Origin of the sequence: Ensifer sp. NM-2, from assembly GCF_003024455.1 — a bacterium.
GTDB classification, from domain to species: Bacteria; Pseudomonadota; Alphaproteobacteria; order Rhizobiales; family Rhizobiaceae; genus Ensifer; species Ensifer canadensis.
In genome coordinates this window covers 232,628-250,824 of the sequence record NZ_PVZR01000009.1, presented here as the reverse complement: position 1 = coordinate 250,824, position 18,197 = coordinate 232,628, and the positions used below count along the sequence as shown (strand labels likewise).

The following is an 18,197-nucleotide window of genomic DNA, read 5'->3' as shown; positions in this document are numbered from 1 at the left end:
CTGTTTCGAGACGCGTTGGCCGCAAGCACTGACGCCGAGCCTGCCTGTCTGTCGAGAATTTAGGGGATTGGGGCGGTTCGAAGTTCTGATACCGCGAAAGCCACATCGGCCAAATCAACTTGCCACAGCATAGCGCGTCGATTGAGTTTCAATTGAGGCGGGTTGTGTATGCTGCCAGATCCGAGCTCATCCTGTTGGCGAACTGAGCTTTCCCTCGGTCTTTTCTACCTGAGCTGGGCGCCACATACCTTCTGCGGGATCAGGCGCTCAGCAGTGATTTCGTCAGGTCGCCATAGCCGGTGAAGCGGTATTCGTATTCGAGGCCGAGGTAATCGGCGGCTTCTTTGGCCTTTGCCTGCAGCGCTTCGTCTTCCTGCTGCGAGAGGTAGACGAGCTTGCGGTAATGGCCAAAATACATATCCCGGAGTTCCGGATGGCGCTTGAGGCCGAGCGGCTCGATGACGAAGGCCTCGAACTGGCGGGCGAGGAAGTCGGTGAGGAAAAAGGCGGTCAGATCGTCGTCCCAGCGGCTGGCAAAGGCATCGTTGCCGGCGAAGAAGGAATAGCAGTGCGGGCCGGGAATGCGCTCGACGCATTCTTCTTCGCAGAGCCGGTCGAGGTGGCCCCCGGTGCCGCAATCGGCATAGGCGACGAAGATGCGCTCGAAGCCGGCTGCACGTGCCTTGGCAATCGCCTCCTTGACCCCCGGCGTGATCTTTTCCGGCGTGTTGTGCCAGATGGCGGGCAGACAGGAGAGGTCGACATGGTCGAGCCTGTTGGCCTGGCAGATGGCCAGAATTTCGCGCGCGATTGCGCCGCAACCGATGACGTGAACTTTTTCCGGTTGTGCGCGTTCTATTGTGCGCGATACGTTTTCCATCTCGATTCCACCCAGTGATCAACGTGAAGGAAGCTGGCCATGAAAACACAAACTGTTGCGACCGTCGGAGCCGTGCTCATCGCGCTTATGACGTTGAGCGCCTGCGGCAACACAATCCGCGGCATCGGTCAGGATACCGCAAACACCGTCAACGCGACACAGTCGGCCGGCAAGAAGGTGGCCAACGCCGCCAACTGAGCCGTGACCTGAAGCGCCGCGCGTCGAATTCGGCTGTGCCAGAGACGCTTTGATCCCCTGGTGTCCAGCCTGGTGTTCCGCGGCGGTCGCGACGTGGAACATCAGCAGACGCCGCGGTTGCGCAGCCCTCCGTTTTCATGCCAGCAAATGAAAAGCCGGCCGCAAGCGTCATTGCTGCGGCCGGCTTTCGTGTTCGTGAAGCGGGCTCAGCCGGCAGCGAGCAGGTTGTGCTTGCGCTTCATGAAGTCCTTGGCGGTTTCGACCGCGACTGCCGCGTCGCGGCAATAGGCGTCGGCGCCGACGGCCTTGCCGAATTCCTCGTTGAGCGGCGCGCCGCCGACGAGCACGACATAGTCGTCACGCAGTCCCTTTTCCTTCAGCGTGTCGATGACGACCTTCATGTAGGGCATGGTGGTGGTCAAAAGCGCCGACATGCCGAGGATGTCGGGCTGCTCGCGCTCGATCGCTTCCAGGTAGTTTTCGACCGGGTTGTTGATGCCGAGGTCGACGACATCGAAGCCGGCGCCTTCCATCATCATGCCGACGAGGTTCTTGCCGATGTCGTGAATGTCGCCCTTGACGGTGCCGATCACCATCTTGCCGAGCTTCGGCGCGCCGGTTTCGACGAGCAGCGGCCGCAGGATGAACATGCCTGCCTTCATCGCATTGGCCGACAGCAGAACTTCCGGCACGAACAGGATGCCGTCGCGGAAATCGACGCCGACGATCCGCATGCCTTCGACCAGTGCCTGGGTCAGGACGTCGTAGGGCGTCCAGCCACGCTTGAGCAGGATGTTGGTTCCGTCCTCGATCTCCTCCTTGAGGCCGTCATAGAGGTCGTCATGCATCTGCTGCACAAGTTCCTCGTCGGAAAGGTCCTCGAGAATGATTTCATCGTCTGCCATAGTAGGGTTCCTCGGTTCCTGGCACGGCCGGGCTAAAATCCGGACACGTTCAACAATCAATAGCGGTCGACGCGTAAAAATCTGTTTTCGAAAGCGACGTCGCATATGACAAAAAGCGACGGCAGGGCACCTTCTTTCGAGGCCTGTATATTCTTAACAAAAACAATATATTCGCGCCATGCGGTTTTTGGCCGGCGATGACGCAGGTCGCAGTGTTCGAGTTGCGCCACTTGTTGGCGCATTGAGACCCGTACAGTCCCTGCGGCTTGGTAGCATTAGGGCCAAATGGTGCTTGAAGGCGCACGAAATGCGCGGGAGAGGAATGAGTAAATGAGCGACGTGACAGAACAGGACGCGGTTGAGGGTGGCGGTCGCCGCTCGCGTGGCGAGGGACGGGGAGCAGCGGCGCGGCGTGCCTCGCGCACCGGCGGCGGCCCGGGGCCGTCTCTGCCCTATATCCAGCGCAAGATTCGCGAATACGAGGTTCTCGACGAGGAGGGTCTTGAGCTCATCGAGCGCAATGCCGATACGATCCTCGAGGAAATCGGCATCGAATTCCGCGACGACGCCGAAGCACTCGAACTGTGGAAACAGGCTGGTGCCGACGTGCGCGGCCAGCGCGTTCACTTTCCCAAGGGTCTTTGCCGCGAGCTTCTGAAAACGGCGCCGTCCGAATTTACCTGGCACGCCCGCAATCCCGCGCGCAGCGCCCAGGTCGGCGGCAAGGCGACGATCTTCGCACCGGTCTATGGCCCGCCCTTCGTGCGCGATCTCGAGGGTAACCGCCGTTACGCGACCATCGAGGATTTCCGCAACTTCGTGAAGCTCGCCTATATGGCGCCGTCGATGCATTCGTCCGGCGGCACGGTCTGCGAGCCGGTGGACATTCCGGTGAACAAGCGTCACCTCGACATGGTCTACAGCCACATCAAATATTCCGACAAGCCGTTCATGGGCTCGGTCACGGCACCCGAGCGCGCCGAAGACACGATCGCCATGGCGAAACTCGTTTTCGGCGACGAGTTCGTCGAGAACAATTGCGTCACGCTCAACCTGATCAACGCCAACTCGCCGATGGTCTTCGACGAGACCATGGTGGGCGCACTCAAGGTTTATGCCCGCCACAACCAGGCCTGTGTGCTTTCGCCGTTCATCCTGTCGGGCGCCATGAGCCCGGTCACTGTTGCCGGCACGCTGACGCAGATTCTCGCCGAAGTGCTGGCCGGTGCCTCGTTCACCCAGCTGATCCGCAAGGGCGCGCCGGTGCTGTTCGGCACCTTTGCCGCCTCGATCTCGATGCAGTCGGGCGCGCCGACCTTCGGCACGCCGGAGCCGTCGCTGGTTTCCTATGGCGCGGCACAGCTTGCCCGCCGCTTGAAGCTGCCGTTCCGCACCGGCGGTTCACTCTGCGGCTCGAAGGTTCCGGACGCTCAAGCCGCGCATGAATCGGCCAATACGCTGAACATGACGCTGCTTGCCGGCACCAACTTCGTGCTGCATGCGGCCGGCTGGCTCGAGGGGGGTCTCGTCTCGTCCTACGAGAAGTTCATGATCGACCAGGACCAGCTCGGCATGATGCAGAAGATGGCCGAAGGCATCGACCTCTCGGAAGACGCGCAGGCGCTCGACGCCATCCGCGAAGTCGGTCCGGGCAGTCACTACCTCGGCTGCGCCCACACCCAGGCCAATTTCCAGACCGCCTTCTACCGTTCGCCGCTCGCCGACAACAATTCCTACGAACAGTGGGAAGTGGAAGGCGAAAAGCGCATCGAGCAGCGCGCCAATGCGCTGGCCCGCAGCTGGCTGGAGCACTACGAGGCGCCTTACCTCGATCCTGATATTGACGAGGCGCTCAAGGCCTTTATCGCCGAGCGCAAGGACTCGATGCCCGACGCTTTCACCTGAAAGGGTCCCGAGCGAGCCAGGGAGCAAGGCGGCGCGGCGCAGGTGGCTGACATGATCCAGAAGGAAGTCTGGCGCCCGCATTACGATCTACAGGGGCCGAAACCGAAATGACGGCGCCTTCCGCATCTGCGGAAACTCGACTTGAAACCGTCCGTGCGGCTCTTGAGCCGCACGGACTTTTTTTGCGCGGCACGCTGAACTTTGCTTCCGGCGATGCCGCGCCGTTGCTTTCGGATGGTCGGCCGGCTGCAAGCGTCGCGCTGATCGGCAATGTCGGCGGCTCGCTGTGGCAGCCCTTCGTGCGCTGGCGCGAAAGTGCGCCGGACCATGGCGGCAACGATCCGCTCGATACGTGGTCGAAGTCGGTGATTGGGGAAATCGCTCGAGGCAGTGGGGCGACGGCCTACTTCCCGTCGGATCCACCCTGGCAGCCATTCCAGCAATGGGCGATGCGGGCGGAGGGGCTGAAGACTTCGCCGCTCGGCATTCTCATTCATCCGCGCTACGGGCTCTGGCACGGCTATCGTGGCGCGCTCGCCTTCGACGAACCCTTGGCTGCCGATAGCGAGCGGTTGGCCAGCCATCCCTGCGACACTTGCGTGGATAAACCATGCATTTCCGCCTGTCCGGCCGGCGCGCTCGAGCGCCTGCAATTCGATGTCGGCCGTTGTCGCAGCTATCTGAGGACGGAGGCGGGCAGGAGTGGCTGTCTCGAGCACGGATGCCTGGCCCGCGACGCCTGTCCCGTCGGGCAGGACTATCGCTATCCGCCGGCGCAGCTTCGCTTCCACATGTCCGCACTGGACCTTTGATCTGTCGCCGCTGCCGAAACTATGGCCTGATGGGCGGAGCCAGGGCTCAGCCTGGACCACGCGGTTCAAAGACTGGAAGAAGCGCAGATCGTAGGGAATGGTCGAATCGTAGACAACGTCGATGGCATCGACAAAAGTCGTCGGCGGATTTACGGCCTGCGACAATGGATAGAGCCTGATCCGTTTGGCGTAATCGACGCCTTGGCAACGTCGGCTTCGCTGCCGCTGTTCAGAATGGAGCGCAGCAGGGCGTAACCCTGATAGGTCGATGACGGCAGCACGATGTATCCGTCCGGGATCGCGCCGGAGTGGTCAGGTGGCAGGATGAGGTATTTTCCGCCCTTGCCCTTGTCGACCCCGGCCGGGCCGACATCCTCCAGGGGGAACTGCCATGCATGACGTCCGGATTGGGGGTGAGTGTCTGGTTCTTTCAGTCCGGCAGGCGAGACCAGTAGACGTTCTGATTGGGCTTGCCTTTGGCGCCCGTGATCATCGCCTGCAGCATCAGGTCGAAGTTGACGACAGGCATGCCCCAGTTGACGGCCTCGATCGCTCGGCTCTCGATTGTCCTTGCGTCAAGGTCTTTGACCAGCTTGTCGTCGGCGCTGGCCGGGGCCGCCGCGATCAACAGGCTCAGAATCGCCATGGCGAACCTGCGCATTTGAAGCCTCCGTCACATGCCGCCGTTGCGGGAAACATGCGGTTGAATTGCCCCGATTGTAACCTAGTGTGTGTAGGCTAATGCAGGGGGTCGCATGATTCGAAAGATGTGCGCCGGTTCGCTGGTGTTCGTGGTTGCGTTTGCCGCGTCACAGGCCAGCGCGGATGAATTTGGCGTCAGTTTCTGGCTGCCTGGCCTATACGGCAGTTTTGCTGCGGTGCCGGGTAAACCCGGCTGGTCCTTCGCTTCGATCTACTACCACTCCTCCATCAGCGCGGGTGCGAGCGAGGCTTTTCCACGCGGCGGGGCCGGGCAAGTCGATGTCGGCATGAGCGGGCGCGGCGACCTGGTTGCCTTCGGACCGACCTACACCTTCGATCAGCCCGTATGGGGTGGGCAGCTCGCCCTCAGCCTGTTGGGCGTTGCGGGACGAAGCCACGCCTGCGTAGACGCCACCTTGACTGGGCCGCTCGGCGGTTCGGTCTCCGGCGAAAGATGCGATTCTCTAACCGCGTTTGGCGATGTCCTTCCCCATGCGGCACTTAAATGGAACGACGACGTCGACAACTATCTCGTCTATATGACCGGCGGCATTCCCGTTGGTTCCTACGATCCTGATCGCCTGGCGAACCTGGGGCTCGGCCACGGTGCCATGGATGGCGGGGTCGGATACACCTATCTCAATCCGGACACGGGTCGCGAGTTTTCGATTGTCGGCGGCCTGACCTACAACTTCAAAAACCCCGATACGGACTATCGGAACGGCATTGATGGGCACGTCGACTGGGCCGCATCGCAATTCCTGAACGAGCATGTCCATGTCGGCGTCGTTGGATACGCCTATCAGCAGCTTACGGGGGACAGCGGCGAAGGCGCGACCCTTGGTGATTTCAAGTCCCGCGTGTTCGGGGTCGGTCCCCAGCTCGGTTGCAAGTTCGACGCCGGCGATGAAACGGCGGGCTATGTGAACCTCAAGGGATACTACGAGTTCGGGGCCAAAAACCGCCCGGAAGGCTGGAATGTGTGGCTGACGCTGGCGTTTTCACCTGCGCCGAAGCCTCCAATGAAATAGAGGACGGTAAAGCGTCGGCCGGGGCCGTGAATGACACGGCAAGGTCCAGCCTGCCCATCCACCGATGGCCGCTCGGGCATACTTTCCACAGCCGCATACACAGCAGGAAGTGACGTGCGTAACGCACAATCCCAAGGCACCGCCGGCACAGGCATCCACACGACCTGCGCCGTCACCTTCCGGCGCTGATTGACTGGTGCTGTCCCCGCAGCTGGGTGCGCATGGAAAACCGAGCGCCTGTTTCGCTGTTCCGCTCCGGCACGCAAAGATGGTGTAAATCTCCAAAATGACTAAAATTGCAGGTGTTCTGGAAACGTAAAATTTCCGAATTTATACCGATTTGGACGGTGTGGCATTGGAGACCATCTCATGACGCGCAGCCCAGTGGTATCCGTGAGCAACTTTCCCCCGCGCTTGTCGCGGGAGGAAGTCGACGCGCAGGTATCGCGTCTGGACAGTATTCATGCCGCCAATTCGCAGCTTCTCGACGAGGCGTACAAGCGCCTGCTGGCGATTGCCGCCGCCCATGCCGCGGTGGTTGCGGCCTGCATCGCCGGCTTCGACGGTCTGTTCGACAGCTCCATATTGGGCGCGAGCTTGCTGCCGGAGGCGATCGATTTTCTACGCAAGGCCGCCCTGGTCGTCGGCTGCATTGGCCTGCTGCTCACTTTCTTTGCCATCGCCAACAATTACGGCGAGGTGCAGCGGGTGGCGCGCCAGCACGCCAGCAACCTGCGCTTCACGCTGCAGGAAAAGCGATTGCTGACCAGGCTGTCGAGCGAGATCCTCACCGGTAATCCCAACTCTTACCTGCGCAGCGGCGTTGCCGGCCTTGCCTGTCTGGCGGCGATCTTCGGCCTTGCGGCGGCGGCCGGCTGTTTTGTGCTGGCCGGCATTGCCGGGATTATGGCTGGCGGCTGAGCGGAACTGTCGCGGCCGTAAGGCCCTGTACTTTCCTTACCTCATCCCTGTGCGCACAGAATTGCGACGGCGACCTACCTACACCGCGACGATGCCATGTTTGGCTGCGGCTACGGATGCCGATTTCTCCTCTCCCTCATCTCTGTGCTTGTCACAGAGATCCAGCCGCCCGCGTCGGCGGCGCGCAAAGACCGCGTCATGCAGCAGACAGCGAGGTTTTGGTTCCTTCACGGCGCAGACGCGCTGTGGCTGGACCCCTGTGACGAGCACAGGGGTGAGGGGGAGAGCACGGTTGGCCTGTCCGTCTACGGCGAGGCCGGGCCTGCCATCAGCATTTTCCTCGCTCCTGCGCCAGAACCGCCGCAATCTCGATGATGCTGGGCGACTGATTCCATTGGATGTTTTTCATGCCGCTTTTTCCAAAACCATTTCTCGTCGGTGCCGTTCTCTCGGCCGGCCTTGCCGGCCCGGCGCTCGGCGCCTGCCGTGACGTCAGCCATCTCGGGCAGGACTATATCGCCTGCACCGTCGACCCCGCCGATAACGACATCCGTCTTTACAACAAAGATCAGGCCGGCGTTCCCTTCCGCTCGTTCCGGGCGCTGTCGCTGGAACTGCGCCATCGCGACGAATACATGCTCTTTGCCATGAACGGCGGCATGTATCACGACGACCTGTCGCCGGTCGGCCTGCATATCGAGGAGGGGCGCGAGCAGGCGCCGCTCAACACCAATACCGGCTGGGGCAATTTCCACCTTCTTCCTAACGGCGTCTTCTATGTCGATGGCGGCAAGGCGGGGGTGATGTCGGCGGACGCCTATCGCGCCGCCAATATCCGGCCCCGGTTTGCCACGCAGTCCGGCCCGATGCTGGTGATCGATGGCGAGCTGCATCCGCGCTTCCTGCCCGACAGCACCAGCCTCAAGACCCGCAACGGCGTCGGCGTGACGGCTGCGGGCGAGGTGGTGTTCGTCGTCTCGAAAAGGCCGGTGCGGTTTCACGACTTCGCGACGCTTTTCCGCGACGAGCTCGATTGCCCCAACGCGCTTTTCCTCGACGGCACGATCTCCAGCCTCTATGCGCCTGATATCAACCGGCACGACCGGCTGTTCCCGATGGGGCCGATGATCGCCGTCGTCGGAAAATTCCCGCGCTAGTTTTTTCTTTGGGGCCGATGCGATTTTTTTCGTCGCGGCCCCAAGGAATTGTCGTCGTGCAACGTCTAAGGTTCAAAACAGCTAGGAGCGGGCACGCCATTGGACGCTGAACTCGTCGAGAAAGCGGTGTCTGGAGACAGACGGGCGTTCGGCCAATTGGTCGAGCGGCACTATGATTTTGTCCATGCCGTCGCCTGGCGCTGGTCGGGCAATGCCGCGGATGCGGAAGACATCGCCCAGGACGTCTGCGTACGGCTGGGTACCGCCGTTCGCGGCTTTCGCGGCACCAGCCGGTTTCGCACCTGGCTCTACACCCTAACGCTCAACGCGGCGCGCGACCACAAGCGCCGACAGATGCGCGACACCAGCAGGATACAGGCCTATGCCAACGAGCAGGCCGTTCTTGGCGGCGGCGAGACGGCCGAAGACGATCGCCAGGAGGCGCTCTGGACGGCCGTCAGGGCGCTGCCGGAAAAACAATGCGACGCAGTGCTGCTCGTCTATGCCGAGGGGATGAGCCATGCCGCGGCCGCCGATGTGCTTGGATGTTCCGAGGCGACCGTGTCCTGGCACGTGCACGAGGCGCGCAAGCGGCTGAAGACATTGCTTGGCAAGGAGGCCGTGTGATCATGACCGACGATTTCGACAAGCTCTCCGGGCTGAACCCGCCAAAGGCTTCGAACGAGGCACGCGCGCGTGCGCTCGCGGCCGCCATGCAGGCTTTCGACATGGCAGAAGAAAATTCGACCATCACCCAAGGATCAATGCTGCCGGTTCGTCAAAGCTCCATCTTCAACCGGATATGGAGCCCCATCATGAACAGGAAACTGCTTGCCGGATCGGCACTCGCCACGCTGCTGGTCATCCCCGCCGCCACGTTCCTGACGCTGGAACTGACGCGCAACTCCGTGCTGCCCGGCGACACCGGGGCAGAGATCGCGGTGAAGGGAGAGCCGAAACAGAAGGCAGCGCCACGGCCGAAGTCAGCTCCGACTGCGTCGGCGGTGGACGAAAACCTAGCTGCTGCGAAGAGGCAGGAGACCTCCGGCTTTGCAGTCGGCGGGTCGGTTGCCGTTGATGCTGAGGGTCGGCCACCGGCCGATAAGCCAGCCGCCGAGGCGCTTGCCCGCGCCCGCGAACAGAAGACCGTCGAGGTTCAATCTGCGGCGCGAGCCGAGAACCCGGCGCCCACTGCCGAGGCCGAGGCGGATGCTTTGGGCAACCAGATGATGAGCGATAGCGCAGCACCGCTTTCTGCAGCTCCGGGCGCTGAGACACGGATGACCTTTATGCCGGCGCCCGTTGTTGCCGAGGAGATGGCTCCGGCTCCTCAGGAAAACCGCGAGCGCTTCAACAAGGCCGACAGCAATCCGGTCAAGAGCGTCGCCACCGACCCGGTCTCCACCTTCTCGGTCGATGTCGATACGGCTTCCTACGCCTTCGTGCGCCGCTCGCTAATGGAGGGTCAGATGCCGGAGCGCGATGCGGTGCGGGTCGAGGAGATGGTCAACTATTTTCCTTATGATTGGCCGCGCCCGGCGAGCGCCACTGAGCCGTTCAAGGCGACGGTGACGGTGACGCCGACGCCGTGGAATGGCGGCACACGGCTGATGCACGTGGCGATCAAGGGCTATGACGTCGTGCCGGCGCAGGCACCGAAGGCGAACCTGGTGTTCCTGATCGACGTTTCCGGCTCCATGGACGAGCCGGACAAGCTGCCGCTCTTGAAAGGCGCCTTCCGGCTGCTGGTCGAGAAACTGAAGCCCGAGGATACGGTTTCGATCGTCACCTATGCCGGCAATGCCGGCACGGTGCTGGAACCGACCGCGGTCAAGGACAAGGCGAAGATCCTGTCGGCGATCGACACGTTGCAGCCCGGCGGCTCGACCGCCGGTGCCGAGGGCATCGACGCTGCCTACCGGCTGGCGGAGAAGGCCTTCGTCAAGGGTGGCGTCAACCGCATCATGCTGGCGACCGACGGTGACTTCAATGTCGGTCCCGCCAGCGACGACGAGCTCAAGCAGATGATCGAGGCCAAGCGCAGGAGCGGCATCTTCCTGTCGGTGCTCGGCTTCGGCCGCGGCAACTACAACGATGCGCTGATGCAGACGATTGCCCAGAACGGCAACGGTACGGCCGCCTATATCGATACGCTGGCCGAGGCGCAGAAGACGCTGGTGGAAGAGGCGGGCTCATCGCTGTTCCCGATCGCCAAGGACGTCAAGCTGCAGGTGGAATTCAACCCGGATGCAATCGCCGAATACCGCCTGATCGGCTACGAGACCCGGGCCCTGAAGCGCGAGGACTTCAACAACGACAAGGTCGATGCCGGCGACATCGGCTCCGGCCACAGCGTCACGGCGATCTACGAGGTGACGCCGAAGGGCAGTCCGGCGGTGCTGAACGACGACCTGCGCTACGCGGCGGCGGAGAAGCCGGCAGCCGATGCGACGACGAAAACCGGCGAACTCGCTTTCCTCAAAATCCGCTACAAGAAACCGGATGGCGACCAAAGCGAACTGATCACAACGCCGGTTACCGAGGCGAACGCCGTGCCATCGCTCGCAGAGGCGCCCAATGACGTGCGCTTCTCGGTCGCCGTGGCCGCCTTCGGGCAGAAGCTTTCGGGTGTGACGGCGCTGTCGGACTATTCCTATGATGCCGTCGTCGATCTGGCGGCAGCGGCCAAGGGGGCGGACCCGTTCGGTTATCGCGGCGAATTCGTCAATCTGGTGCGGCTCGCCAAGGGGCTTTCGGGCGGCGGCTCGGCCAATTGAGGGTCGGGCGGGAGGATGAGGCTGCGCCGTTACCGCGGCGTGGCCCATCATCCGGCTGCCGCCACCTTCTCCCCGCTTGCGGGGAGAAGGGATATACGGCGCTGCCTTCGTCTGACGTAACCTGTTCTGCGCGTGGTCCGTTTGGTAGGCGTCGGGGAGTTCAAGGACCCCGTTGCCGAAAGGGATAGTCCGATGCCCGGCAACCATCGTCCTGACTAAAGGTGCCGTCTCCTTGTCCTCGGACGGTACCACTTCCCTCATTCCTGTGCTTGTCACAGGAATCCAGTAACGGCGCGTCTGCGCAGTTAAGGATCCTTCCAGTGGCCCTTCTTCCTCAAGCTCTTCCGCGCCGTAGACACGGCGCTGCTGGATTCCTGTGACAAGCACAGGAATGAGGGCGAGAAATCCCACTCGGGCAGCAAGGTGCAGCGGACCAACCAGCTAGGTCAAAGATTCATTGTGATCGCGCCGAGCCCCATGGCGCTCTTTAAACGCCTAACCTCAACCCTTCGGAAACGCGCGCTCCAGGCCGCCTGATTTCGTCAAACCCGTTCTGAACGCCTGGTAGGCCGGGTGCTGGCTGGAGCGGGCGGCTTCCATCAGGCGCATCTGCAGCCGCGCCGGGGCCTCGCTGCCGAGCCAATGGCCAAGCTTTTCGAGCTTCAACGTGTTGAGGAAGCGGGCTTCGGAGGCGATGTCGAGGCAGCGATGGAGGCCTTCCATCAGTTGCTCGTCCTGCTCGGGGTTTTCCGCCAGCAGGCGGATAAAGGCCTGATCCGCTTCGCCAAAAGCCGAAAGCTTGTCGGCAACGGTGTCCCTGTCGGGGAAGGAAGCGGGTCCGGCATTCATGTCAGTGTCTCCAGGCGAATCTCGTTTTCTTCGGGATAGGACAGGCCGGCAGGGCGCGCAAGCATCGGTGAATGATGCACTTAAACGAAACGTCTAGAATTGACAAAAAGTCCAGAATCGGTCATTCCAGTGACATGAACATAAAGCCCGCCATTGCCTTCGACATTGCCATGCACGCGCCAACGGCTGCGGCCATCAGCGCCTTGCTCTATCCGCATGCGGAGGTGGTGCTGCATGACCTTAAGCGCGGCACCGTCGTTGCCATCTGGAATGCCTCCTCCGGCCGGGCGGTCGGCGAGGATTCGCTGATCGAGGAAGAGTTCGGCGTGGTTTCGGGCGCGGAAAACGTGCTCGGGCCATACGAGAAGACTGGAGTCGACGGTCGGCGCATCAAGTCCATCTCGGCGGTGTTGCGCGACGCCAAGGGCGACGCGGCAGGCCTGCTCTGCATCAATCTCGATGTCTCGATGATCGACAATGCCGTGAAGCTGCTTTCCGCCTTTGCCGGTGCTGCGCAGCCGCGGCCGCAGGTGCTGTTTTCGCGTGACTGGCGCGAAGAGATCAACGCGTCGCTGCATGACTGGCTGAAGGAGCGGGGGCTCGCGCTTTCAGCGCTGAAACGGGCGGACCGGGTGGCGCTGGTGGCGGCGCTGGAGGAGCGCGGCCTGTTCAAGACCCGCAACGCCGTCGACCATCTTGCCAGCCTGATCGGCACCTCGCGCGCCTCGATCTACAACTATCTCACTGCCGCCCGCGGCGACGCTTCCTGATCACGACGAAGACAATGGTTTCGCCCGTCCGCCGGACGCAGCGATTGGAGGACCCGATATGACCACCTTGCCAGACTTCCGCCTCGAAACGCATTTCTCCCGCTGGGAGTTCAAGGCGCGCCACCACATGACCGCCAGCGACAGCGAAACCATCGGCATGGGCGAACTGCTGGCGCTGGCCGACGACGCGGACCGGGAAGCCTGGGACAAGCTGACGCTCGGCTACACCGAAACCTATGGCGCACCGGCCTTGCGCGCGGCCATTGCGTCGACCTATCAGGGGCTCTCGGCTGAAGACATTCTCTGCTTTGCCGGGGCGGAGGAGGGGCTTTACTGCGCCATGCTGGCGCTGCTCGGCCCTCAGGACCACGCCATCGTCACCGTGCCAAACTATCAGTCGATGGAAACGCTGCCGGTCACGATCGCCGCTTCGGTCACCGGCGTGCCGCTGCGCCCGGAAAACAACTGGCGCCTCGATATTGCCGACGTGCGTGCGGCGCTGAAGCCGAACACCAGGCTGATTGCAGTCAACTTCCCCAACAACCCTACCGGCTCGATCGCCGATCAGCAGACCTTCAAGGCGCTGGCCGAGCTCTGCGCCGAACGCGGCATCCATCTCTTCAGCGACGAGGTCTATCGTGGGCTCGAGCGCGACCCGGCGCTGAGGCTGTCGCAGGCGGCCGAGTTGTTCGAGCGCGGCATCTCGCTCAACGTCATGTCCAAGGCCTATGGCCTGCCGGGCTTGCGCATCGGCTGGATCGCCTGCCGCGATCATGCGCTGATCGAGCGCATGGAGAAGATGAAGCACTATCTGTCGATCTGCAATTCGCGTCCGTCCGAGGTTCTGGCAACGATCGCACTCAAGGCGCGCGAGCAACTGCTGACACGCAATCGGGCGCTTTGCGCCTCGAACCTCGAAAAGCTCGGAGCCTTCTTTGCCGAATTCCCCGCCCTCTATGAATGGCGGGAGCCGGATGGCGGCTGCGTCGGTTTTGCCCGCTATCTCGGAGCCGATGGGGTCGAGACCCATTGCCGCCGCCTGGTGGAAGAGGCGGGCGTGCTGCTGCTGCCATCCAGCCTGTTCGTGTCCGACCTGCTGCCGGTCGCTGAGGATCGCTTCCGTGTCGGCTTCGGTCGCAAGAACATCGAGATCGGGCTTGAGGCCTGGCGGCAGCATCTTCGGGCGGACAGTGCGATCAAGCGCAGCGCCTGATTTTCGGGGGCATTCCCGCTCGTTGCGAGAGCCATAGCGAACGCTACAAATGAAAACGCTCCGGGATCAGATGATGCCGGAGCGTTTCGTTATTTTGTCGATCTTGCGTGCTTTTCGCACTTCCCCTGGAAGTGCTTTTAGCCGCGGCGGCTGCGCCGTTCCCGGGCCGGGGCCGATGGAGCTTCATTGGCCGACTTGTTGCGCAGCGGGCCGATCCTTTCGATGATCACATCGAGCGTCGGGCGTTCGCGCGGCGAATGCTCGTCGAGGGCCACGCGCATGGCGGCGAGGTGCCCGCAGGTGGTGCCGCAGCAGCCGCCGATGATCTTGGCGCCGGCGTCGGCCGCGAGCCGAGCATATTCCGCCATCAGCGGCGGCGTGCCGGAGTAATGGATTTCCGAGCCGCGGAATTCCGGAATGCCGCAATTGCCCTTGACGATCACGGTCGCCTCGGGCTTTGCCGCGGTCATGTCGAGCAGCGAGGACAGGATGTCGGACGCGCCGACGCCGCAATTGGCCCCGACGGCGACCGGGCCATTGCCCAGATCCTTGGCGACATCGTGAATATCCTTGGGGTGCAGGCCCATCATGGTCTTGCCGGCGGTGTCGAAGGAGCCGGTATAGACATAGGGCATGCCGACCTTGGCGGCGGCCTCGGCGGCCGCGCGGATCTCGTCCGGCGACGACATGGTCTCGATCCAGGCGACTTCGGCGCCGCCGGCCTTCAGGCCTTCGATCTGTTCGACGAAGGCCGAGACCGCGTCCTCATAGGACAGCGCGCCAAGCGGGATCAGCAGTTCGCCGGTCGGGCCGACAGAACCGGCGGTGATGACCTTGCGCGGTGCCTGGTCGGCGACGGCGCGGGCGATTTCGGCCGCGCGCCTGTTGAGTTCGTGCACGCGATCCTGGGCGTGGTGCAGCTTCAGGCGGTGGCGGGTGCCGCCGAAGGAGTTGGTCAGGATGATGTCGGCGCCGGCGTCGACGAAGTCCTGGTGCAGCTTGGCGATGTTCTCGGGCCTGGTCTCGTTCCAGATTTCCGGCGCTTCGCCGGCTTCGAGGCCCATCGCGAACAGCGAGGTTCCGGTGGCGCCATCGGCAAGAAGAACGCCTTTTTCGGCGATAAGGTCGGAGAGAACGTTGGCTGCAGCGGTCATCGGCTTTTCCCGGCTAGAATGAATGCAATAAGATATAAAGATATCTTTATGTCTTTGCAAGCGTCGGCGTGGGTGGCCGGGACTATTGTTGGTGGCGCAGGCCCAAGCGCCCGGCAAGGCCGAGCCCGAAGATGGCCAGCGCCGTCAGCAGCCACATCGGGTCGGCGCGGTTGAGGAAGAAGCTTTCGAGCATGGCGTTGTAAGTCATGAAAATGACGACCATGACGCAGAAGTCGGCAAAGGCCCGACCCTCCGGCCGGCGCGAGGCGCGGATGTAGTCGAGGAGCGGTTTGACGAAGAGCAGCAGGCTTATGAGGATACCGCCGGGCAGGCCAAATGTCAGCGCCGCGTCGAGATAGCTGTTGTGGCCGGCAACGATGCCACGCACGTCCCAGTTCGCCTCGAAGTTGGCCTCAAGGCCCATGATGACGGGCGAGAGCCAGAAGCTGGAGTAACCCTGACCTAGCCATGGGTGCTCGGCGATGCTGGCGCTGGCGAACTTCCAGATGTCGTCGCGTCCGGTGAAGGTGGCATCGTCGATGATCGCCCTGGTGAACGAAAGCAGGGTGTCTGAATAGATCGTGCCGAGCGTCAGGCCGAAGACGACGACCGACATGACCAGATGCGCGACGATCATCAGGCCGGGGCTGCGAACGGCGCGACCGGCAAGCACCAGCGTTATGGCGATTGGCAGGAAGCCGATGGTGGTCTTCGAGCCGGTGTGCAGCACGAAGTTGACCGAGAGCAGGGTGATGGCCCAGCCGCGAAGCGTGGCGCCGGAGCGCAGGCAATAGATCCCGAACATGCACAGGATCGAAAACACCGGCGCCGAGACGTTCTTGTGTAGGAGATGGCCGCGCCAGAAGCCGGCATGCCAGGGCTCGCCGCCGGCGGCCGAGTGAATGGCCAGGTCCGGCGCCACGATGAGCGCGGCATAGTCGATCAGGATGAGGAGCAGTATGGCATTTGCCCCGGCATGAACGAAATCCTCCTCGCTGCGCGGCAGCACCAGCACGCCGGCCACCATGATCATCGCCACAAGGCTGAGCGTCAGACCACGGGCGGAGGCGGCCGGATCGTAGGACTGCAGGCAGGAGAAGTAGGCGATGGCGAAGATCGCCACCCAGGCCGGCGAGGCCAGCCGCGCCAGCACCCGCTTGTCGACCACGAGCAGCATCGCAAACAGATAGACCGCACCAAGCACGATGTAGCCGACCTGGTTGATGATGTTGCCATCGTTGGCGGCATTCGGGTCCGTCTCCATGGCGCCCTGAAAGGGCATCAGCGTGAAGACCATGAGGAAGAGCCCGAGGCCGGATAGCAGCGAAGCCAAATGGCGCGTCAGCTGTGCGAGCCCAACGTCGTAGCCTACCCGCGCCGGCACTGGATGCCGACGTGTGGGTAAGTCTGCCGTGGCGGGGGGTACTTGCATCAGGGCGCCGAGATTGCTGGGGCGTCGCCGACACGGCGCCACCTCCGGGTTTGCGGTTCCCGTCTGCAGTTGCCCCCAGAGGGCCGGGACCTGCCATCAAGCATGGCGCAATCGGGTTAAGGTCGAATGAAACGGCGGCTCGGTTCAATCGGGCATCTTTTGCCAAAGCGGGCAGTTTTGCCTTGCCCCGACAACAGAAGCCAAATGTCTTTGGCTCAACGCAGAATGCCCATTACCGGATTTTAAGGCTTCCCGGGCGAAGGTAGCTTCCAATCGTCCTTGCGGGACCTGTCTTCTCGAAGCAGACCGTCTAAACGACGGGCGCAACGTGACGAAATGGCGGCGCTTGCCGCCAGCGATGGAGCATTCTCCGCAATGGTGAAGAAACCCAAACTCCTGGCGCTCGAATCCTTGCGGGGTTTCGCGGCCCTTGCGGTTGTCCTGCACCATTTCCGTTACGGCAGCCTGCTGAGTGAGAATGCCTTCATCCGGCACGGCTACCTCATGGTCGACTTCTTCTTCGTGCTCAGCGGCTTCGTGATTGCTCTCAACTATGCCAACAGATTGTCGAGCCCCGCAGAGCTCGCAAGCTTCCAGCGCCGGCGGTTCTGGCGCCTCTATCCGCTTCATCTGTTCACGCTGCTGATCTTCCTCGGCATAGAGTGTCTCAAATACATCTTTGAACAGAAGACCGGCATCATCTCCAATAACCCCGCCTTTGTGGTGTCCGACGCAAAGGCGTTCCTTGCCAATCTTTTTCTGCTGCAGGGCGTGGTTCTGAGCGAACTCGGGTTCAATATTCCGAGCTGGTCCATTTCGGTCGAGTTCTGGACCTATCTGATCTTCGCTTTGACGGTGGGTCTCCTGCGGTTACCGGTGCGCTGGTGCCTTGTTCTGGCGGGTGGAGCGGCCATCATCCTGCTCGCTCTGGAGGGCGGACGGCTCGAAACCGATCCGATCTTTGCGATCATCCGCTGCGTATTCTCTTTTTTCCTGGGGGCGTGGGCCGCTTCGCTCCACGTCCGATTGCCCCGAAAGGCGGCGGCGCCGATGGCTGCAGCGGCGCTGACGCTCGTCGTTTTGGCAATCTGGGGCCTCGGCGGCGGCCGCGCGGAAATCCTTCTGCCGCCTCTTTTTGCGGTCACGGTTGTGGCCGTGGCGAACCTGCAGGAGGACACGAGTCTTCGCCGCTTTCTCGAGTGGCCGTCCTTCGTCTGGTTGGGCACCGTCAGCTACAGCGTCTACCTGACCCATTCCATTGTCGGCTGGGCGGTCACCCAGATTCTGCGCTTCGGCCTGAAGGTTCCGACCCACGTCGCTCCCGATGGGGACACGGTTCTGACGCTCGACCAGGGCTTCGCGACGCTGGTGACGCTCGCTGCGATAGGTGGGGTGCTGGTTGTCTCTACTCTGACCTTCCGTTTCATCGAAAAACCCTTTCTGTCAGGCTGGCCTTTTGGGGCGAGGGCTGTCGCGGCGCGTGAGGGTTAG

The 18,197-nt window shown here is 62.5% G+C and carries 18 protein-coding genes; 11 read left to right on the top strand and 7 right to left on the bottom strand.

The window, feature by feature from the left end:
* Positions 1-259: 259 nt before the first annotated feature.
* Positions 260-880, bottom strand: coding sequence for a DUF1638 domain-containing protein (locus C6558_RS19745; RefSeq protein WP_025427401.1), 621 nt, complete (start codon positions 878-880; stop codon positions 260-262).
* A gap of 39 nt (positions 881-919) precedes the next feature.
* On the opposite strand from C6558_RS19745, the gene C6558_RS19740 reads away from it, so the two are divergent.
* Entirely contained in the window at positions 920-1,078 is a 159-nt protein-coding gene (locus C6558_RS19740) for a hypothetical protein (RefSeq protein WP_025427400.1), read from the top strand.
* A gap of 206 nt (positions 1,079-1,284) precedes the next feature.
* Here the strand turns inward: C6558_RS19740 and C6558_RS19735 are convergent, their stop codons facing one another.
* Complete coding sequence (locus C6558_RS19735) at positions 1,285-1,983, bottom strand: B12-binding domain-containing protein (protein ID WP_025427399.1); 699 nt, start codon at positions 1,981-1,983, stop codon at positions 1,285-1,287.
* A 330-nt stretch (positions 1,984-2,313) separates the two neighbouring features.
* Between C6558_RS19735 and C6558_RS19730 the strand changes: the two genes are divergently transcribed.
* Positions 2,314-3,888 (top strand): trimethylamine methyltransferase family protein, encoded by a 1,575-nt coding sequence (locus C6558_RS19730; protein WP_025427398.1) that lies wholly within the window; start codon positions 2,314-2,316, stop codon positions 3,886-3,888.
* Positions 3,889-3,995: 107 nt separating this feature from the next.
* On the top strand, positions 3,996-4,700 hold the full coding sequence (locus C6558_RS19725) for a 4Fe-4S dicluster domain-containing protein (RefSeq protein WP_025427397.1): 705 nt from the start codon (positions 3,996-3,998) through the stop codon (positions 4,698-4,700).
* 149 nt (positions 4,701-4,849) lie between these two features.
* Here the strand turns inward: C6558_RS19725 and C6558_RS41655 are convergent, their stop codons facing one another.
* Both C6558_RS41655 and C6558_RS41650 read right to left on the bottom strand, forming a co-directional pair.
* Positions 4,850-5,080, bottom strand: coding sequence for a DUF1254 domain-containing protein (locus C6558_RS41655; RefSeq protein WP_309239172.1), 231 nt, complete (start codon positions 5,078-5,080; stop codon positions 4,850-4,852).
* A gap of 50 nt (positions 5,081-5,130) precedes the next feature.
* A complete protein-coding gene (locus tag C6558_RS41650) occupies positions 5,131-5,361 on the bottom strand; it encodes a hypothetical protein (protein ID WP_348626770.1) in 231 nt (76 codons plus the stop codon).
* Between the two features lie 94 nt (positions 5,362-5,455).
* On the opposite strand from C6558_RS41650, the gene C6558_RS19715 reads away from it, so the two are divergent.
* The 5 genes from C6558_RS19715 (at position 5,456) to C6558_RS19690 (ending at position 11,288) form a co-directional block, all read left to right on the top strand.
* A complete protein-coding gene (locus C6558_RS19715; RefSeq protein ID WP_057208746.1) occupies positions 5,456-6,433 on the top strand; it encodes a transporter in 978 nt (325 codons plus the stop codon).
* A gap of 369 nt (positions 6,434-6,802) precedes the next feature.
* Complete coding sequence (locus C6558_RS19710) at positions 6,803-7,354, top strand: hypothetical protein (RefSeq protein WP_025427394.1); 552 nt, start codon at positions 6,803-6,805, stop codon at positions 7,352-7,354.
* 407 nt (positions 7,355-7,761) lie between these two features.
* Positions 7,762-8,511, top strand: a complete 750-nt coding sequence (locus C6558_RS19700) for a phosphodiester glycosidase family protein (protein WP_025427392.1) — start codon at positions 7,762-7,764, stop codon at positions 8,509-8,511.
* Positions 8,512-8,610: 99 nt separating this feature from the next.
* Positions 8,611-9,138: an RNA polymerase sigma factor gene (locus C6558_RS19695; protein ID WP_025427391.1), complete on the top strand. Its 528-nt coding sequence runs from the start codon at positions 8,611-8,613 to the stop codon at positions 9,136-9,138.
* Positions 9,139-9,140: 2 nt separating this feature from the next.
* On the top strand, positions 9,141-11,288 hold the full coding sequence (locus C6558_RS19690) for a VWA domain-containing protein (RefSeq protein ID WP_107027605.1): 2,148 nt from the start codon (positions 9,141-9,143) through the stop codon (positions 11,286-11,288).
* A gap of 501 nt (positions 11,289-11,789) precedes the next feature.
* Here C6558_RS19690 and C6558_RS19685 read toward each other — a convergent pair.
* Positions 11,790-12,137, bottom strand: a complete 348-nt coding sequence (locus tag C6558_RS19685) for a hypothetical protein (protein ID WP_025427389.1) — start codon at positions 12,135-12,137, stop codon at positions 11,790-11,792.
* 134 nt (positions 12,138-12,271) lie between these two features.
* Between C6558_RS19685 and C6558_RS19680 the strand changes: the two genes are divergently transcribed.
* Both C6558_RS19680 and C6558_RS19675 read left to right on the top strand, forming a co-directional pair.
* Positions 12,272-12,907, top strand: a complete 636-nt coding sequence (locus C6558_RS19680; protein ID WP_025427388.1) for a transcriptional regulator — start codon at positions 12,272-12,274, stop codon at positions 12,905-12,907.
* A gap of 58 nt (positions 12,908-12,965) precedes the next feature.
* The gene (locus tag C6558_RS19675; protein WP_025427387.1) at positions 12,966-14,120 is read left to right on the top strand and encodes an aminotransferase class I/II-fold pyridoxal phosphate-dependent enzyme; all 1,155 of its coding nucleotides are present in this window, start codon (positions 12,966-12,968) and stop codon (positions 14,118-14,120) included.
* A gap of 137 nt (positions 14,121-14,257) precedes the next feature.
* Here C6558_RS19675 and bmt read toward each other — a convergent pair whose 3' ends face one another.
* The gene (gene bmt, locus C6558_RS19670) at positions 14,258-15,274 is read right to left on the bottom strand and encodes a betaine--homocysteine S-methyltransferase (RefSeq protein ID WP_025427386.1); all 1,017 of its coding nucleotides are present in this window, start codon (positions 15,272-15,274) and stop codon (positions 14,258-14,260) included.
* A gap of 82 nt (positions 15,275-15,356) precedes the next feature.
* Positions 15,357-16,706 carry an O-antigen ligase gene (locus tag C6558_RS19665; RefSeq protein ID WP_081788862.1) on the bottom strand — a complete coding sequence of 450 codons (1,350 nt, stop codon included), beginning with the start codon at positions 16,704-16,706 and terminating at the stop codon, positions 15,357-15,359.
* A 375-nt stretch (positions 16,707-17,081) separates the two neighbouring features.
* Here C6558_RS19665 and C6558_RS19660 point away from each other — a divergent pair, with 375 nt between their 5' ends.
* Complete coding sequence (locus tag C6558_RS19660) at positions 17,082-18,197, top strand: acyltransferase (RefSeq protein ID WP_158071734.1); 1,116 nt, start codon at positions 17,082-17,084, stop codon at positions 18,195-18,197.

Bases quoted from the DNA above. Each gene is read 5' to 3' on its own strand.
- C6558_RS19725 (WP_025427397.1), top strand. From the start codon at position 3,996: ATGACGGCGCCTTCCGCATCTGCGGAAACTCGACTTGAAACCGTCCGT.
- C6558_RS19665 (WP_081788862.1), bottom strand. From the start codon at position 16,706: ATGCAAGTACCCCCCGCCACGGCAGACTTACCCACACGTCGGCATCCA.
- C6558_RS41650 (WP_348626770.1), bottom strand. From the start codon at position 5,361: ATGCGCAGGTTCGCCATGGCGATTCTGAGCCTGTTGATCGCGGCGGCC.
- C6558_RS19690 (WP_107027605.1), top strand. From the start codon at position 9,141: ATGACCGACGATTTCGACAAGCTCTCCGGGCTGAACCCGCCAAAGGCT.
- C6558_RS19730 (WP_025427398.1), top strand. From the start codon at position 2,314: ATGAGCGACGTGACAGAACAGGACGCGGTTGAGGGTGGCGGTCGCCGC.
- C6558_RS19660 (WP_158071734.1), top strand. From the start codon at position 17,082: ATGGTGAAGAAACCCAAACTCCTGGCGCTCGAATCCTTGCGGGGTTTC.
- C6558_RS19745 (WP_025427401.1), bottom strand. From the start codon at position 880: ATGGAAAACGTATCGCGCACAATAGAACGCGCACAACCGGAAAAAGTT.
- bmt (WP_025427386.1), bottom strand. From the start codon at position 15,274: ATGACCGCTGCAGCCAACGTTCTCTCCGACCTTATCGCCGAAAAAGGC.
- C6558_RS19735 (WP_025427399.1), bottom strand. From the start codon at position 1,983: ATGGCAGACGATGAAATCATTCTCGAGGACCTTTCCGACGAGGAACTT.
- C6558_RS19675 (WP_025427387.1), top strand. From the start codon at position 12,966: ATGACCACCTTGCCAGACTTCCGCCTCGAAACGCATTTCTCCCGCTGG.
- C6558_RS19700 (WP_025427392.1), top strand. From the start codon at position 7,762: ATGCCGCTTTTTCCAAAACCATTTCTCGTCGGTGCCGTTCTCTCGGCC.
- C6558_RS19680 (WP_025427388.1), top strand. From the start codon at position 12,272: ATGAACATAAAGCCCGCCATTGCCTTCGACATTGCCATGCACGCGCCA.
- C6558_RS19715 (WP_057208746.1), top strand. From the start codon at position 5,456: ATGATTCGAAAGATGTGCGCCGGTTCGCTGGTGTTCGTGGTTGCGTTT.
- C6558_RS19710 (WP_025427394.1), top strand. From the start codon at position 6,803: ATGACGCGCAGCCCAGTGGTATCCGTGAGCAACTTTCCCCCGCGCTTG.
- C6558_RS19740 (WP_025427400.1), top strand. From the start codon at position 920: ATGAAAACACAAACTGTTGCGACCGTCGGAGCCGTGCTCATCGCGCTT.
- C6558_RS19685 (WP_025427389.1), bottom strand. From the start codon at position 12,137: ATGAATGCCGGACCCGCTTCCTTCCCCGACAGGGACACCGTTGCCGAC.